The sequence below is a fragment of the Mesorhizobium sp. WSM4813 genome (assembly GCF_055811555.1).
Window position 1 is genome coordinate 1 of sequence record NZ_JBVVQU010000089.1, and the last position, 16,834, is coordinate 16,834.

The 16,834-nt window shown below is 60.0% G+C and carries 7 protein-coding genes and 1 pseudogene; 4 read left to right on the forward strand and 4 right to left on the reverse strand.

Annotated elements, in window-relative coordinates:
• Window positions 1-353: 353 nt before the first annotated feature.
• Window positions 354-4,910, reverse strand: a complete 4,557-nt coding sequence (locus tag AC0L25_RS30610) for a hypothetical protein (protein ID WP_473598887.1) — start codon at window positions 4,908-4,910, stop codon at window positions 354-356.
• A gap of 512 nt (window positions 4,911-5,422) precedes the next feature.
• On the opposite strand from AC0L25_RS30610, the gene AC0L25_RS30615 reads away from it, so the two are divergent.
• Window positions 5,423-11,344, forward strand: a complete 5,922-nt coding sequence (locus AC0L25_RS30615) for an AAA family ATPase (protein WP_473598888.1) — start codon at window positions 5,423-5,425, stop codon at window positions 11,342-11,344.
• A gap of 92 nt (window positions 11,345-11,436) precedes the next feature.
• On the opposite strand, the gene AC0L25_RS30620 is transcribed toward AC0L25_RS30615, so the two are convergent.
• Window positions 11,437-11,658, reverse strand: coding sequence for a helix-turn-helix domain-containing protein (locus AC0L25_RS30620; RefSeq protein WP_473598889.1), 222 nt, complete (start codon window positions 11,656-11,658; stop codon window positions 11,437-11,439).
• A 416-nt stretch (window positions 11,659-12,074) separates the two neighbouring features.
• On the opposite strand from AC0L25_RS30620, the gene AC0L25_RS30625 reads away from it, so the two are divergent.
• The 3 genes from AC0L25_RS30625 to AC0L25_RS30635 are packed head-to-tail and all read left to right on the forward strand — an operon-like array spanning window position 12,075 to window position 16,229.
• The gene (locus AC0L25_RS30625; RefSeq protein ID WP_473598890.1) at window positions 12,075-13,916 is read left to right on the forward strand and encodes an AAA family ATPase; all 1,842 of its coding nucleotides are present in this window, start codon (window positions 12,075-12,077) and stop codon (window positions 13,914-13,916) included.
• Window positions 13,916-14,824, forward strand: a complete 909-nt coding sequence (locus AC0L25_RS30630; protein WP_473598891.1) for an ATP-binding protein — start codon at window positions 13,916-13,918, stop codon at window positions 14,822-14,824. The genes AC0L25_RS30625 and AC0L25_RS30630 overlap by 1 nt, the downstream gene beginning before the upstream one ends.
• Complete coding sequence (locus AC0L25_RS30635; protein ID WP_473598892.1) at window positions 14,805-16,229, forward strand: phosphotransferase; 1,425 nt, start codon at window positions 14,805-14,807, stop codon at window positions 16,227-16,229. Before AC0L25_RS30630 ends, AC0L25_RS30635 begins: the two co-directional genes overlap by 20 nt.
• Before the next feature lie 172 nt (window positions 16,230-16,401).
• Here the strand turns inward: AC0L25_RS30635 and AC0L25_RS30640 are convergent.
• Window positions 16,402-16,488 (reverse strand): annotated as a pseudogene (locus AC0L25_RS30640) (conjugal transfer protein TraD); the annotation flags it as partial.
• A gap of 1 nt (window position 16,489) precedes the next feature.
• Window positions 16,490-16,816, reverse strand: a complete 327-nt coding sequence (locus tag AC0L25_RS30645; RefSeq protein WP_473598893.1) for a conjugal transfer protein TraD — start codon at window positions 16,814-16,816, stop codon at window positions 16,490-16,492.
• Window positions 16,817-16,834: the final 18 nt, after the last annotated feature.

Sequence of the window (16,834 nt, forward strand, 5' to 3'; positions counted from 1 at the left end):
CACAGGTTCAAATCCTGTCCCCGCAACCACTTCTGTCATAATACCCTAACCGTCCCGGTCTAACCGGGGCGGTTTTTGCGTTTCGAGGCCGGTGGATGTCTTGCTTTGCGCCAAAAGTCCAAAAGTGGCCAATCTGACGGAACTTCGAAATGACGGCTATCGGGCCGAGAGCTGCCGATCCGCGTCGAAGCGCAAAAGGCGAAGCAAGTAGCCATTTAGGCGGCCAATTGCGGCGAGAAGCTCAGCCCATCCGTTGGAAGGCGTTCCAGGACGTGGCCGCTGCCGTGGTCGCGGAGGTTTTGAAGAGGCCGGTGCAGTCCTTTCTCGGATCGAACGACGGCGGGCGCGGCGCGTCAACGATCCTTGTCCGCTCTGGAGGCTGCGTTCTCCCGGTCTTTGAGAAGTCGCGTACGGAGCTGGCGAGCCTCGACGACAAACTCATACGGGAGCGCCTCAAGGACGTCCTTGAGGCTGACCGGATCGTTGCGCGCCCAGAGATAATAAGGATCGACGATTTCCATGATTTTTACCAAACGAGCCCATTGGACAGGCTTCGGCGAATCGAGCAGCCGATCGCGATGCAATAACGCAGCAGTTTCAAGGCGACGTTGACGGAGCGCCACGCGAGCGGCATCGCTTACGGCCGGCAGAGTTTCGGCTGCGAGCTGGTCAAGCCAAGGTACCATCACAGCTGAAGGGATGACCGCGGCTACTTGAGCCGCCAAGACTTGGTCCTTTGAGCGCTGCGAGCTCGCCAGCGGGGCGAGCAGCGCTGCCAGCCTATCGCCCCCCAGATGCACACGAAGACGCCGCTCGAACTCCAGGCGAAGGGACGGCTTTGCATCTCGGTAGCGGCCCAGAAGTTCCTGGCCGGCGCGATCCGGGTCTATCTCAAGCATCAGATCGGACGCAGCTGGTACGCTGTGGCGAGTGAGCAAGCGCTGCGCGGCGAAATAGGCTTCCTCCGGATCCTCGTTCCGCAAATAGCGAATGGCCGCGATCGCGTTCCCGCGATCAAAACCCGAGTAGCGGTAGGCGGCGCGCAGCAGATCGTCTCGAGCGCGACCGTCGCCTGCCTCGGCGAGCAGGCGCAACAGTCCTCCGTCGACAATCAGGTGTCCATTCAGCCGCGAGCGCAGAAGGAAGTCGACGACCGCTGCTTTGCCGTCGGGATGGTCGATGAGCGCGCCCAGGTAACTTTGACGCGACCATGATGAGCTTCCTATGTCCTGCTGCGAGAGCCAATCGATGACTGCGCGTCGGGCTTCGTCATCGCCGTCCTTGGCGAGGTAGGATGCGACGAACTGAGCCTCCTGATGGATCTGCCCGGCAATCATCTGCCGCGCCAGCGGGAGCAGTTCGGGCGTGTAGAAGCCCAGCGCGCGAAACGAGGCCAGAATCTTCAGCCTGACCTGCTGAGAAGTCGCCGGTCGCAGGAAGATCGCGACCAAGGGGACCGCGTCCTCCACTGCACCGAGGAAGCCCGTCAGAGCCGCGGAGGTGTCGAGAGACTGCGCATCGCCAGCAGCGAGAAGGTCCATGATACGAGCGCGGAGCGCCGAGGTGTCCCGGCCGTTTGACGAGCGGATTTCCGAGGCGTTCAGGTACACTGGGGTGCCAGCTCGGATCATGCGTTCGATGTGGGCGTCGCAACTGTGGACGGCGAGCGCTTCCATGCGCAGGAGTTGGCCAACGGATTGAGGGTCAGGATCGCCCGGCGCTGCCGACAGCGACGTCTTGACCGTGTGGTCATCAGACCAGCGCGCGGCGATGTAGCCATCCTGGCGACCGAAATTATTGGACCTTTCCAGCTCGGCGACCACCAGGTCATCGAATCTGCTTCCGGCGATCATTGCGAGAATGCGCTCGCAATGGCCGCCCGTTACGTCGCGCGTCATATCGATGCGCCCGCGACGCTTTGCAGCGAACACCAGCAATTCGGCCTCGAGCGCCGTACCCGCACGACCTCTCAGTTTGTCGAACTGCCACGGTTCGCTAAGGCGGGGCAGGAAATCCAGCGGGTGATGCAAACGCCCCTCTTCCCGGGAGGGATTTCCTGTCTCGTTGAAGGCGCGAAGCTTTTCGGCAAAGGCGTCGAGTACCTCGTCGAGCGTCGCCGCATCCATCGCCTCGGGCCGGTTACGATAGTAGAAGATGAGCTCGCTCAATGGATCATCGCTTCGATACGCACGCAGGCGGATTGCAGCGGCGAGGCCTTCCGGATCGGCCGCCGCCAGTTGGTCGAACCACCAGTTTGAAGCTTGCCAGCAGTATTGGTCGTTACCTTCGGCCAGCTGCCGCATGGCATCTTGTGGGGCAAGCCGGGCGCGACTTCGCAAAACACGCTGGGGCATCAACGCCTGTGTATCGGCAGCGGCCGCATCGAGCACCGTGCTCAAGGCCGTCTCTCGGAAATGGCCGATTGCCTCTATGAGCCCAGTGCTCGACGCCGGCATCAGGGCTACCAACCGATCGCGACACCTGCTCCAGATCGCTACCGCCGTATCGCCGTCGACGGACTTTTCGTCTTTGAGCCGCCAGAGCAGTTGATCGAGAGCAGTCGCATCCGTTTCGACGGCCAGCTTCTTTTCGAGCCACTCCGGGGCTGACGCAATAGCCGGCCGCAACGCATCGGAACTCAAACCACGGCGGTAAATCGCGACCGATTTCGCCTCGACGTCAGAAGCCTTGCTGGCCAGTTCATAGGCGGCCATGCGCGCGAGGTGTTCACTCCAGATAGTGTCAAGCGCCGCGGCTGCGGACACCATGTGGGCCGTGCGAAGTCCAATGTCGACCTGATGCTCGACTTTCGAAGTGATCAGACGCTCGGTCAGTTCCTCGACAGGCCCTGCATCCGCGACCGCAACGGCGGCCAGGGCCAGCGGAAGGTTCCTCAGGATTTCTCCGTCACGCTCCTCATCGAGGTTTTCGGCGGCGAGATGTTCAAGGGCGGGGAGGATGCGCGGGCCTAGGCTGCCGAAGCCGTCTGTCCACAAACCCTTCCCCTGCAGTTCCGGCGAAAGCCGCTCGACATGCTCACGGATCAGCTTTGCAACGAATTCAGCCTTGCTCTCAGCCGCGAGCAGCCACAGCGCGTCGAAATAGACGTAGCCCAAACGGAAGCCAATCGCCTCGCCGCTCTTCGTTTGCAAGGTGTCAACCGCGGCAAGACGGGCTTCGACTTCCGTGTGAGGCGATCCATCCTCCAGTATGGTGTCGACTAACGCTTCCGCAACCGCCCAGTTCAGCATACGGTCGACGGTGAAAGCGAAGCGGTCGCGATCCGGCCGACGCAATAGTCCGACCTGCTCCAGCCGCAGGATCGCTGGATCGTCGAGCCCCGCAGTCCGCAAGTCGACAACGCGCCAGGGATAGTGACTTTGTCCCGTCAGCAGTTGGGCGGCGAGCGATCTCAGGCAATGATGGTCGCTGGGATGATCGGATTGCTCGCGGGCAATCAGGCATGCATGGTCCCAATAGGTGTTGAAGAGCTGATACTCGGACACACTTGACCAGGCATCGGACTTGGGCAGTTGAACGAAGATACTGGCGTGTACGGGCTTGAGGAGCAGCTCGAAAACATCGTCGGGCATCGTTTCCAGCGACATGGCACGCTCGTTCAGCGTCAGGAACCGGCGGAGTTCCGTGCTACGGAAATTGCCGATCTCGATGATCTGCAATTCCTGGCGAACCAAGCGAAGCGCCTCCATGATGCGCGGTTGCGCCGAGACGACAATGCGCACGCCATATTCGTGCCATCTCAATCGCGCGAGCCGCTCGGCGAAGTTCCGGTCCTGCACATCATCGATATAGAGGGTTAGCCAGGTCCCGTCGGAGCGGCGGAGCGCTTCACGCAAAGTTGCGGCCATGACCGCAATGCTCGCGGGTTCCGGATGTGCCGGTTGCCATATCCGCTCGCTGACAAAGTCGAGAACGTTCTCGACTGTTGCGGGCGCGCGCATGAGGATCGCGAGCTCTCCGCGATCGATCTGCTCGAAAGCAAGCTGCGCCAGTGACCATGTCTTGCCTTGTCCGGACTCTCCAGAAAGAACGGCGAGATCAGCCTCGATCTCTGGCAAGGCCCGACGCACCTGTTGTTGCCGACGGCAGCCGATGAGGCGAGCATCCTCTTCCAGATGACGGGCAAGCAGAGTCGGCAGGGACTGAATGTGGGAAAGCAGGCGATGTGCCCGCGGACTGACCAGGGCGAGCAGCTCTTGGGGCGAGAGCTTTGCTCCGTTCGTTGCAAGCATCATCAAATGCCCAAGCAACTGGAGGCGCTTGTCGCTTGCGTGCTCACCAGGCTCGATGAGCGGCGCGAGCGCCTCGTCGATCTCGTCCTGTACCGCCGCTGGATCGAAAACGCGGATTTCAAGTCGATCCAGCAGATGACGCAGCTCGGCCGTCACCTGGTTCAGGCCAGCGGATTTCGCGAGGCGTTGTTCAAACTCGGCGGTCGTGAGGCGCTGGCCGCCCCACCGATGTGGCTTGCCCGTAAGCTGCCCACGCGATGCAATATAGCCCTGAAGCGCGGCAAGGCCACTCCCGTTGTTCGTGACGAAGCGAAACGTCTGGTCGGCGCCGAGGCGAACCGCGCGCAGCAGATCGGCAAAGACCTTGGAAGCGACCTCGCCGCTAGACCATTTGCCCCGTTCGGTGCGCATCTTTACCTGTTCGACAATGTCGCGCGGTGCGCCCAGGAGCTGATGGTCGCCGCCGTCGACGGGTTCGAGATGCAGAGTCATCTGGGCATCCGTGTCCATAGGCGACAGCGTGATGCTCATCTCCAGACCGAGCTGAACGCTCCTCAATATCTGAACGAGAAAGCCGGCGAGCGCGCGGCGCCCCGGGGTCTCCGCCGCGAGGTCAATGGCGGGCGGGGCCGCGATCTGAGACGCCATGTCGTTCATTATTTTGGCTTCCTCAGGCCAATCCGTGATCGAGCGATGATTCGCTTCCCAGAAGCAGCCTACCCCTCGGTGCGGCAAAGGCGAGGCGGAAGAACGGACCCGGCGGTTGAAGCGGGCGGAAGCATCAGTCTACTTCGCGCCGACCTTTTTGTCCGCATTTCCAAACTCGACGTTCCTGCACCGCAGAACCAAATTGTGAAACTTCCGCATGGCAAAAAGGGCTAACAGTAGGTCCACAGTCTACCGCTTACGTTACGGTACGCGCAGCCGTCCGGAGATGCACCTTGATCGTCAAGAGGGAGTCGCGCAATCTCTCACTGAGCCTCCCCTCAGAGGGGGCCCCGTTCAACATTTTACCGCACTAATTTGATCCAAACTTTCGGAACAAGACGTACTCAACGAGCATGGAAAATAAGTCACCAGGATTCGGCGAGCGAACGGCGCGGAAAGGCCTGAGATATCAGGACCGAGCGTCCGCCGTGTTGGCCTACCAAGCGATATTGGAAGGCACTTTGTCCTTCGTCGCCCTCGCAGACGATCAAGCCGGAATGTTCGACGATCTGGTAATCGGGATCGCGGGGCAGGTTGTCGGGCATCAGTATAAATCCTCCACCAAGCCTAAGCCTGTCGGAGTCCGCGGTCTGCTCCTCGGCGCAGAGAATGTCATCGCCGATTGCGCGGCTTCCTTCACGATGCTGGAAGCTGAATTTCCTGGGAAGTTCACCAGAGTACGATACGTCACCTCGCACTTCGCATCGATCAACGACAAAGGTCAGTTCGGTGTAAAGGGACGAGATTCAGCGGACTTCTTCCAGGAAAAAACGCAGCATCCGGACCGGTCACTGGCCAGCTGGCGCGCCGGAATCTGGCAGCCGATCATCGACGAGCTGTTTAAGGCGTCAGGTCTCTCTGAGACTGATTTCGAGCGTTTCTTTGCACGGCTTGAAATCATCCTTGGCGCCCCTCCCGCCGTCGATCTCAATTTGGAGCTCGATGCCGCCGCCCGCGAGCAAATCGTGGAACTGGCGCACACGCTCGGCGACCTTGTGGGGCGCAATGACGGCAAGACCCGATGGTCGTGGCGCGAATTGCTCGACGAGTTGGGCTGGCCTGACCGTTTCCAGCAGCGTTTCGAACATCGCTTTCCCCTCGGTGCTCATGTCCAGAGCAACGAAAGGAGCGAGGCCGAACTCGAAAGCGCGCTGGCGTCGTACTCATCGGGCTATTTATGCCTTCTGGGGCCTCCGGGCGCTGGGAAATCGACACTGCTGGAGCGATTCGTGCGATCCCGTCCGGGCCGAAACGTCGTCCGCTACCTTGCCTATGTCCCTGGAGCAGCCCAGCAGCAGGGGCGTGGCGAGGCCGCGCACTTCCTCGCTGACCTTAACAGCCAACTCATCGCCTCAGGCTTGCATTCGAGCCGCGCCAAGGACGACACGCCCGAGCAGCGGCGAGAGACGTTTGCAAAGCTGCTGGAGCAGGCAGCCAAACGCTATGCGGCAGATGGGCAACTGACGCTTATCGTGGTGGACGGGCTCGATCATGTCCCGCGCGAAGAAAAGCCGGACGCGAGCTTCCTTCGTGCGCTCCCAATTCCGCAAAGCGTGCCGGCGGGAATCGTCTTCATCCTCGGAAGCCAACGCATCGATTTGGCCGACATTCCGCGCGAGGTGAGGGACCAAGCATCTCTCGGCGGCCGAAAGATCGAAATCGCCCCGCTGACTGTTGCGGCCGTCGACGACATGGTCGCCTCGGTGGGTTTGGCGGGTGCGGTACACTCCGCTGACGTCTTTTCGGTGAGCCTCGGCCATCCGCTCGTGACCCAGTATTTACTTGGAAAGCTGCTGAGCGCTGGCACCGAGGAACGAGCAGCGCTCCTCGGTGGCGGCTTCGAGTATGATGGCGATCTCGAGAAGGTCTACCGCGCCGCATGGCGCGAGGCGGAGGAGGCGGACGGCGAGGTTTCGAAGGTCCTGTTCACGCTAAGCTTTGCCGAAGGCCGTATCGAGCCCGAACTGCTCGCGCAGTGCCTCTCGCGAGAGGCGGTGAACCAAGCCTATAAGATCACGCACCATCTAATAGATCATTCGGGCCGTGGGTGGCAGATCTTCCACAACAGCTTTCGGCTGTTTCTCCGGCAGCAGACGATTGAACTCTATGGGCGGCCCGATCCCGATTTCCGCGACACCGCTCTCTACCGCCGCCTCGCGGAGCTGGCCAAGTCAGCCCCCAGCGCGAGCGCTCAGCGCTGGCTCGAGTTTCGATATCGCTTCCTGGCCGGCGACCAAGCGGAAGCGGCGGCGATCGCCAGCCGCAAATATTTCATCGAACAGTTCATCGATGGCCGGCGAAGCTATGAGGTCGGCAACGATATCCGGGACGCCTTCGCCTGCCTCAGCCCGGACCAGTCGCCCGAACGGCTCTTCGACCTGATGCTGGCAAAGGATGAGGTTTGGCGGCGGCAAGACGCTCTCACCATGTCGGAGCATCTCGTCGCCGCTCAGATTGCCGCCGGCGATCTTGACGTTGCAGAGGCGCAGCTCGACTCCGATCATAGCGCCGGGGACGAATGGCTCGTCATCAAAGCCCTCCTCGACGATGGCCAGCCCGACCGCGCGCGGGCGATATTCGACGACGAGAATCCATGGGAATGGTTTGATGGGGGCTATAGGTCGGCGAGCGAAAGGTCGCTCGAAACCTGGGCCGATTATGCTGTGGTCCTGCTTGATGACGAGCAGATCGAGCGCCGTATTCGCAAACCCGACGGCAAGGGCGCCGATGATAAGGACTCGTTTTCCGGCGAAACACCCCGAGACTATCAGGGGAAGCTGCGTTTCGCGCTAGCGCGCTCCATCCTTCGCCGCGATCCGAGCCGCCAGGTGGAGGAGGTAGCCGCCCAACACGAGATCGAGGCCAACAGGCGCGCCACGTTGCATTTAGAATGCGCCGAAGCAAGGCTTGTGGCCTCGCACAGCGAGGAAGCGAAAATTTGCCTCGGTGACTACGAGGCCTGCTGCGATGCCGAAGCGCTGCACGGCTCGTGGCACGTCCATGCGGCCCGCCTTGCCCTTGCGAGCGGAGTTCCGGAGCTCGCGGCTCGCTTGTTCGCGAAGGCCCAAGTTCCTAACCTCTGCAATCTCGAGCACCGCTCGGGGGAAGTCGAAGATGCCGTCCGGTATCTCATTCAGTATTGCGCGATTGCGGCACAGCTCGGTAAGGCGCTGCCCCAACCCGATATGCCCAACGAGTTCCTCTTCCGCGGCATACAAAATCAGGCCCTCCGATTGGGTACGATGATCGGCGCTCTGAAAACGGAGCGTTCGCTCCAGCTGACGGTGATATCGAGGCAAATCAAGGCGTCACTCGAATTTCTTGCAGGAGCAGTCCCTGGCCGGCAGGACGATGCCCTTCTCGGATATCGTGCCAGGCATGCCGACGAGCCTCTGTTCGGCGCAATCTGTGAAATCGTGCGGCTGGTGCCGGATACGGCGCTCACGTTCGCGACCGATTTCGGGGCAAGTTTGCAGCTGCCCGTCTGCGCCTTCCGCGGATCCCTTCCGATCCTCCGCCAGTTCTCTGAGACTATGTTTGACTTCAACGGTGACGCGGCCTCGGCGGTCGCACGGCTCGAAGGCGCGCGCCGCGAAGTCGACGGTTCCCGTTCGCCGCACGAGGCGATCGACCAGCTTTCGGAACTGGCCATCGCTTTCGGAAAGATCGGCTTCCATGCCCGCGCCCGCGAAATGCTGCACGAGATGCGGAAAATGTCACTTGGTGTCCACCTCGCGGCGAAGAAGGATGGGCAATATCATCTCTGGGCGGATCTCTTGGTCGCCGCGAACCGGGTGGATCCGAGCCGAGCGGCGGAGCGGGCCTTCGCGATGCTCCGGCTCGTCGCAGGTGTGGACGACAGCGATGCGCACGACCAAGCTTGGCGCATCTCGAAGGCCGTGCTGGTGGAGGCGATCGCCGGCGGCGTAGCAGAGGCCTGGGATGCCTTCGACTGGGCGAAGGCCTCGGGAACCTGGCACTGGGACGCACTCGTCGACGCGGTAGCGAGGGGAATGGTGCGAAGGCGGCCAGACCTTGCGGTCCCACTCGCGATCACTTGGGCCGCACTCAGCCTTCCTTACTATGGCGAGGTCTACAACAGCGTGACGCGCATAGGCGAATTCCTTCGCGACCTCGTCGCCGCGACGCCTAGGGAAACGCTCCCCGAAATCGAGCGTATCGTCGTCGCCGGCCTCGAACGCGATGCCAAGCCGTCAAAGCGGCCGAACCTCCTTCGCATATTTCGCGACGCGCTCGCTGGTCGCGGGACAACTTCTGCACTTGTCTCGGCGGCGGTCGAAAGATGGAATGCCGAGCCCGTATATGACGAGGGCGCGCTGCCCGACTATTTCCTGTTGGAAACGCTGGAAGATGTAGAGCGCGCCGTGTTCAGCGAGCGCGAGCGCCGCGAGGCTCAAACGAGCGTGCACTACGGTGACTTCGTGAACGGTACGCTCGGAAAGCGGATCGGACGGATCATCGCCGGAGAGGCGTGGAGCGAAGTCGAGGCGTTCGCCGCGCGCAACACCCAACTCGTGCAGGACAGGCCAGTAAAAGAGGCGGTGGCGCAGGTCGCGATCGCCGCCGGCCGGCGCGAATATGCCGAGGCCCTTCTTTTCGTCGGCAAACGAGAGCGTCAAGGCTGGGGCGGATGGGCCGATAGAGGTTTGCTCGAGTATCACAAGGCGCGCCACCTCCTCGGGGCTGGCGACGCGCACAAGAACGCCCGCGATGATTTCATCCGCGATCTCGCCGCCGGCGGCTCCGGGACGGGTTCTGCGCTCTGGGGCATCGAGGAAATTTTTCCGCTGCTGTATCGCGACATCAACTGGCCGGGTCTCTGGGACCGGCTGGCGGAACAGATTGAAGGCTATCGCGACTATCAGAAGGTCCCGGCCGTACCGCGCGTGAGCGGCACAGCGCACGACGACATCGACCTACTCATCCGCCTGTTCATGGAGGCAGTGAACTTCGGAGTGTCGGACCCGCGCAAGCAAGCCGCGGACGGCCTCCTCGGGCTGATCCGGGCGGGCTCGATCGACCCTTTCTGCCGCGCCTGCCGCGTTTTGATTGAAGGCGAAGGACCCGAGGTCGTGCTCGGCGCGCGTCTCCTGTTCGAAGCCCGGGACAATGACGTCGTCGCTGCGGCGTTCCGGGATGATATGGATCGCCTCGCCGGGCATGAGGATGCGTGCGTCGCGGCGCTCGGCGAAATATTGAGCGATGTGTGGGGCGGCGAAGCGCGCATGCCGGAAACTGACCTCCCGTCCATATACGTCCTTGAGCTTCCTCCAATGGATAACACCGCGGGCCGCTCGCTTCGCGACGAGGAATCGCTCGGACCGGTGATTGACGACCCCGTGGCCTGGACCGAAGGCTTCGAGCAATGGGTGGAAGGCCTTTCACAGTACTCGGGCTTGCCGACATCCAATATCCGACGCCGCGTCGCGCAGTTGGTAGGCAGCTGGGGCGGTGTGGCCAAATATGGTGCGAAGGCGACAGAGCAGCTTCAGAACAACCTCACCCCGTTGGGGTTGCTCCTTCCCTTCGTGCGTCCACACATCGGGATCTGTTTGCGGGCTCTGCACACGATCGTCGGCGAGCTCTGGCGGGCATCGAGGCTCTCGAAGTTCGAAGTGGATATCCTCCTCCATCGGCTCACCGGAGGTCCCGTTCTTCCGCCGCACAGCGTCGGTTCGGCACGCCCCCTCGACATCATCTGGCCAGTTCTGCCGGAAGATCATTGGCGATCAGAGGCCGAGGACTGGCTCGATGCGGGGGACATGAAGCGACACTCACCCCCGCACCATGTCGTCGGCGAATGGGCGCGCCTCGTGATATTCAAGTCAAGCTCGCTCTACAGCGAGGAAATGCTGGTCGCCCACAGCATGCTGAAAATCGACGCTGAGGATGTCGAGAGTGCCATCGCGGCGCTACCAAGGGCCTATTGGGGCTGTGGCCGAACGATGGTGGACATCGAGGCCGAGGACGTGCCGGCTGGAGTGCGCAACCTGCGCATATCTTCCGTTGGCGAGCGCCCCGAGGCGTTGATATTCGATCCGCTGCTCGCGCAGCGTTTTGGTTGGCACCAGTCGCCTGATGATCCTTTTTCGTTCTGCAGCGGCAGCAAGGGCCTGATGGCGACGACGCGCTTCTGGCGAGATGGATGGCAACAGCAAATGAAGCACGCGCGGGCTGCTCGCTGGGCTGAGGGGCAGCGTGTGGAATTAACAGAGGCCGGACTGGCGGAGATTGAACGTTGCGGCGGCTTGCCCCCGCTTGTCACTGCACGATGGCGCGCCGTCAGGCCACGCCAGCCGGAGCCGAAACGTGTATCGCAATGGAGAAGCGACAATCTACTTCCAACGCTTCTGGGCAGGTAGAGCTGACAATGGGTGCCAGATGCCTGTGCGCCCGACCGGTTTCTTGCAGGAGCGCCTCACAAATGAGGCGCATCGACCTACCAATGAAACATCTAAGTATGCTCGCCGTCGGGTTCGACAAGTTGTACATGGCTGACATCTAGGGCTTGAGCCAATTCGTAGAGTGTGATGACCGTTGGATTGCGACGGCCGCGCTCAAGGCCGCTTAGATATTGCTGGCTGAACCCTGAACGCGCCTCCACCTGTTCCTGAGTCAGGCCCTTCTCCCGACGCAAGCGGGCGAAGTTTCGGCCCACGAGTTTGCGCATATCCATGCGCGCAGATTTGGCAATTTACACACTTTGAGTTTATCAACTATGATATGTATTTTGTTGGCAGATGCGGCTGCGATGCAGCGCAATCACAGATGCCCGCCGATCGCCGACGTGATACCTGTCGGCGAGGGCTAGGACGGAAATGTTCGGAAACGCTCGCAAGCATTCTCTGGGGCTGCTCGAAACCACAACAAGATTGCCTTCCCGCTCGATCCAACCAAGAATGTCTCAATCGGTGTCGGTGTGTCGGCCCGTTTGCCTCGTCAAGGATTGCTCGTTAGCCACTCAGGCAGATTCGCAGAGGTTTGTGGTGGTTTCTGTCGTAGGTGCTTATCGCGGCCGATCCTCTACCTTTGGGGTAGCCAGAAACGCTGACTCAGGCAATTGTGATCAGGCCATCTTGGCAGCTGGGGAGAATGCTAGTGCATATTAATCGAGTTCAAGTCGAGGAGGGCTTTCTCAGCGGTTTGGACCTTCGACTTCCTAGCGGCCTCATCGCGATTATCGGCGCCCGCGGCACCGGCAAAACTTCGGTTATCGAGTTAATTCGATATGCGCTGGCTGCTAGAAACTACACCCCGGAGTCTGGTGTGGAATCGCTGGAACACGCGCGTTCGATTCTCGAGGGTGGCGAGGTTACGGTGACCATCGACGATCTGTTCGAGGATATTGTCGTTACGCGGTCGGCTAGTGATGACGCGCCACGTGCATCCCAACCGTTCGTCTCACCCATAATTTTCTCACAGAAGGAGATTGAGACCGTCGGCATGAGTGAAGCTGGTCGCCTGAGTCTTATCGATGGGTTCATCAAGGGCAGGGGCGAGATGAAAACCAAAGAGGCTGAAGTCGCGAACGCAGTACGCTCCCTCTATAAGGAGATGGCGAGCCTCGAGGCAGAAATCGCTAGGACCGCCTCTGGCACTGAAGAGTTGCCGGGTCTCCGGGCCCAACTTGAAACCTTGGAAGCCAAGTCAACGGAGATGCAAGCTACGTCCGAGTTAACGTCGGAGAAGCAGGCGCGTATTTCAGACCTTACTACGCGCTTGACTGCGCTAGCAGTTAGGGGCGATGCGCAGAAGCGGTTCGCCACGCAAGTGGAGCAGTGGAGCACCTTGCTGGATGACGCGGTCGGCAGTGATTTTGGGCCTGAAGAATGGGACGGAAGTGATCCAGACCCGCTCGGCGACCTCAGGCTGGATTATCTGAAAACTGTAGGCCAAGTGCAGGCGGCTAGTGCGAGCTTCAAGGCGATTGCCCAAAGAGTGACAGCAAAACTGAATGAGGGGACGCCGGTTCGACTGGGCCTAGAGACTGAAGCGCGGACGCTCCGTGGAGAGGTTGACAAGCTTGTGGAAGGGGCAGGTGCCATAGGCCGTCAAGTGACGAGCATTCGGAGCAAGATTGGACAGCTTGAGGCTGTACAGAAAGTTGTGGCAGAGCGACGACAACGACTTTTTGCTCAGCGAAAACGTCGTGACGAGCTCCTGAACGAACTTGAAGTGATACGAGATGGTCGTTACCAGGCTCGTCGGCGGATAGCCGAGAAGCTTAACGGAACACTTGGCCCTCGCGTGGGTGTGACCGTCCAGAAGTTTGGCCAGTTTGGCGACTACACTCGGGCGATCACAGAGGCACTGCGAGGTAGCGGGTTAAAGTACAACGAACTTGCGTCAATGATCGCCGAGAGTGTAAGCCCACGTGAACTCGTGCGATATGTAGAGGACGAAAACTTCGTTGATCTGGCAATAGCTGCCGGCCTGCCCAAAGATCGGGCCGCTCGAGCCATAGGTGTCCTTCGTGAAGTAGGGCTTGGCGACATCGTCACGTGCGCGATAGATGATGACGTTGGGCTACGGCTACTTGATGGTGTGGAATACAAAGACATCTCCGCACTTTCCGCAGGTCAACGCTGCACGGTCGTCCTTCCGATTGTTCTGCAACACGATGATCGAATCCTCGTCATCGATCAACCGGAGGATCATATCGACAACGCTTTCATTACGGACACGTTGATCAAGTCTCTTAAGGCTCGATCTCCCGAGTCCCAGATAATTGTCTCGACGCACAACGCTAATATCCCAGTGCTCGGTGAGGCGCGGCTAATCGTTCAAATGACGTCGGATGGCCGCAACGGGAGCGTCGAAGTATCGAAGCCGCTGGACGATCCCGCCGCTGTGGAAGCTATTACCAGCGTCATGGAGGGAGGGATGGCTGCGTTCCGGGATCGTGCTGCATTTTATGACAGTCACGGTGTCTAATGAACGTAGAAGAAGCACGGGCCGGTCTTCTTTCAGATGCGACTGAGGACAGACTGCGGGCAGCGCGTTACTTTTCGACGAGAGCCAAAGTCGAAGACCGTCCGTTCCTTAGCGAGGCGTCGGCAAAGGAAAATGTCGTCTGGATAAAGCGCGCATTGCGATCGGCGATCGAGCGGATCGATCGCCAGAAAACCGTGATTGAGACTACGCCTACTGAAGACGGCGAGTTGCTAGCCGGCCTTGATGCAAGTCAGATATTCGCTAAGGCCGCCGAGGAGGTCGCGGACAGTATTGTTCATGAATTCTCACCCATCGTGGGTTTGCTTCGCGTTGTCGTTCCGATGGAAGTGGGCGAAACCTACGGCGAGTCGCGCTCCAAAAAGTTGCTTGACCAACTTCAAGGGTTGCTGAGGGCGGTCCGGGCCTTGAGGCGTGCATCGGCGGCGCCCCAATTTACGACATTTGCGCTAGGGGCTTTCATCACGGATATCGTCGATAGCACACCGAATGAGGGTCATGTGGCCATCCGCCAAGCAGGGTCTTCGCGCTTGATGGTGACAGCAGATAAGGACCAACTCGGCATCGCCGTTGCCAATGGATTGCGCAACGCGCTAGAAGCAGTGAGGTCATTTTCGTCCACCCAACCGCCACAGGTGGTGATTAATTGGGGAAGCACTCAAGCCGACAACTACCTTGTCATCAAAGACACCGGTCCAGGTTTTCATGGTGACCCTATGGCTGCTTTGAAGCTAGGGGCGACGAGCAAGTTGGGACATCCCGGATTTGGTTTGACGCTCGCCCATCAAGCTATGCGGTCTATGCAAGGTGACATCCAACTAAAAAACGACGGCGAAGGCGCCCATTTCGAAATTCGGTGGTTTAGAGACAATGAAGATCCTGCTGGTTGAGGACCACCGCACGTTCGGCGAGCAGATGACCGAGCTGCTGGGTCATGTCGACAATGTTAGCGAGGTTCATCTGAGGAGGAGTATGTCTGCGGCACTGGAGGCTATTGGCAGTGCGTTCTACGACCTCTTGATTCTCGATTTGAGCATTCCGGTGAATGATGAGGATCTCGAAGTCGCGCGTGAACATGGTCAAAGCGTCTTTTATGAAGCACTCAAGGTCTGTCCCGGAATTCCAATATTTATTTTGACCGGATCGGAGATGGACGATTTCACCAAGAGCCTCGCGCGACATGGAGAAAAGGTAGATCTCTGGGGATCGACCAAACCGACTAATACACTCGACTACTTTGAAAAAGAAAATGCCGATCGCATGTTCGAAGAAGTTGCTCGAGTTGCCGCTGAAGTCCGCAAGGTTGAGGAAATTACGCTCAATTTTCGCGGCAAGGAACTTGGGTTTTCGGCAGGGGCACGTCGGGTCGTTCAGGTAGCTGCGCGGAGGATGGGGGCAGCATCTGCTGAGATTGTGCCCCTCAGCGGGGGTCTATCGCGTGCCCGTGTGGTGCGTGCAACGATGCACAACGCCAGCGGACAGGTCGTTCATGCCACCGCGGCCAAACTTGGCTCCAAGACCGAGATCGACGAGGAGATCGGTGCCTTTCATCGCGACGCCAAGCGCTTGCCAGTCGGTTTTTTCCCGCCATTGACTGATACTGTCGACAAGGGGGCTTGTGGATCGGCAGGGATTTTCTACAGCCTTGCTGAAGGTTACCGAGCGTCTCTGTTCGACCTCCTAGCCAAGAATGATGCGGAGGCTGCTGAAGTCGTTGGCGTGCTCAGGGACAAACTCAAGATATGGACAGACGCATCAGCGATGAAAAAAGTAAGGATCGCCGACTTCCGTCGTCGCATCCTTTGGGATCAGCCGTTCGAGGAATTGCAGGCGAAATTTGGTCTCGATCTCAATGACGTTGAGGCGAAACCAGTTACCGTTCGGGAGTGTTGCATTCATGGGGATCTGCACGGGGGAAATGTGCTGGTTGATGGCAATAATCGTCCCATTCTCATTGATTTTGGTGATGTTGGGACCGGACCCGCTTGCCTCGATCCTATCATGTTGGAACTGAGCTCAGTTTTTCACCCCGATGGAGTACGCCTCGGCTTGTCCGAGAAACTTGTGCCCCGCCTATCGCTTTGGCCAAATCGGGACGATTACGAGAAGGATCATCCTTTTCCAAAGTTTGCCCTTGCATGTCGTGAGTGGGCCTATGATGCAGGGGGCAACGACCTTTCTGTGCTAGCGGCGAGCTATGCCTACGTTGTTCGGCAACTTCGATTTGATACGATAAAGCCTGAGCTAACTTTGGAATTGCTCGCCAGCATTCTGAAAAAGATCCGCGGACTCTAGTCTGCTTTTAGACACGACGCCGGACCGTGACAGGTCAGTCAAACCCATGCAGCGGGCTTGCGCCCGCCGCATCCCTGCGGGCTTCGGGGCTTGACTGACCTGACGCCGACCCGGCAGGGGCTTGTGAAGCAGACAAAGCCTGGGAACCAGCGCCAGCGCCCACCTCCCATCGTTCCACGATCCCGGCCTTGACGACGAGACCGCCCAGCTCGATCAGGTGCCGCGTGCGCTTGCGGCGCTCGACCTGCCATTTGCGCATGTCATGCCGCGCCCGTGCCGCCTGATGCCGGTTGCGTGCCGCCCGGGTGCGTCGCAGCGCCGCCAGCGTCGCGCCCAGATGCCGGAGCAGATCGCCGCGACCGGCTCTGGAAAAATGTCGCACCGCGTTTCGCCCATGCCTCCTTCTTTGCGGCGTCCTTCGTCTCGGTCAGCACTACTAGCGCACCCGCCAGTTCCTCGGCATTGAGCGCATCGGCGCCAGTGGCGATGACCAGTTCGCCAAGCTGCTGCACCTTGCGTGTCTTCAGGTCGCGCGCCCTGTCCTCCAGCGCCTTCAGTTCCGCATCAAAGTCCCGTGGTTTGCGCATCGTCGTCTCCATGAGTTG

Coding starts and splice junctions, on each gene's coding strand:
- AC0L25_RS30630 (WP_473598891.1), top strand. CDS start 13,916: ATGAACGTAGAAGAAGCACGGGCCGGTCTTCTTTCAGATGCGACTGAG.
- AC0L25_RS30635 (WP_473598892.1), top strand. CDS start 14,805: ATGAAGATCCTGCTGGTTGAGGACCACCGCACGTTCGGCGAGCAGATG.
- AC0L25_RS30625 (WP_473598890.1), top strand. CDS start 12,075: ATGCTAGTGCATATTAATCGAGTTCAAGTCGAGGAGGGCTTTCTCAGC.
- AC0L25_RS30645 (WP_473598893.1), bottom strand. CDS start 16,816: ATGCGCAAACCACGGGACTTTGATGCGGAACTGAAGGCGCTGGAGGAC.
- AC0L25_RS30620 (WP_473598889.1), bottom strand. CDS start 11,658: ATGGATATGCGCAAACTCGTGGGCCGAAACTTCGCCCGCTTGCGTCGG.
- AC0L25_RS30610 (WP_473598887.1), bottom strand. CDS start 4,910: ATGAACGACATGGCGTCTCAGATCGCGGCCCCGCCCGCCATTGACCTC.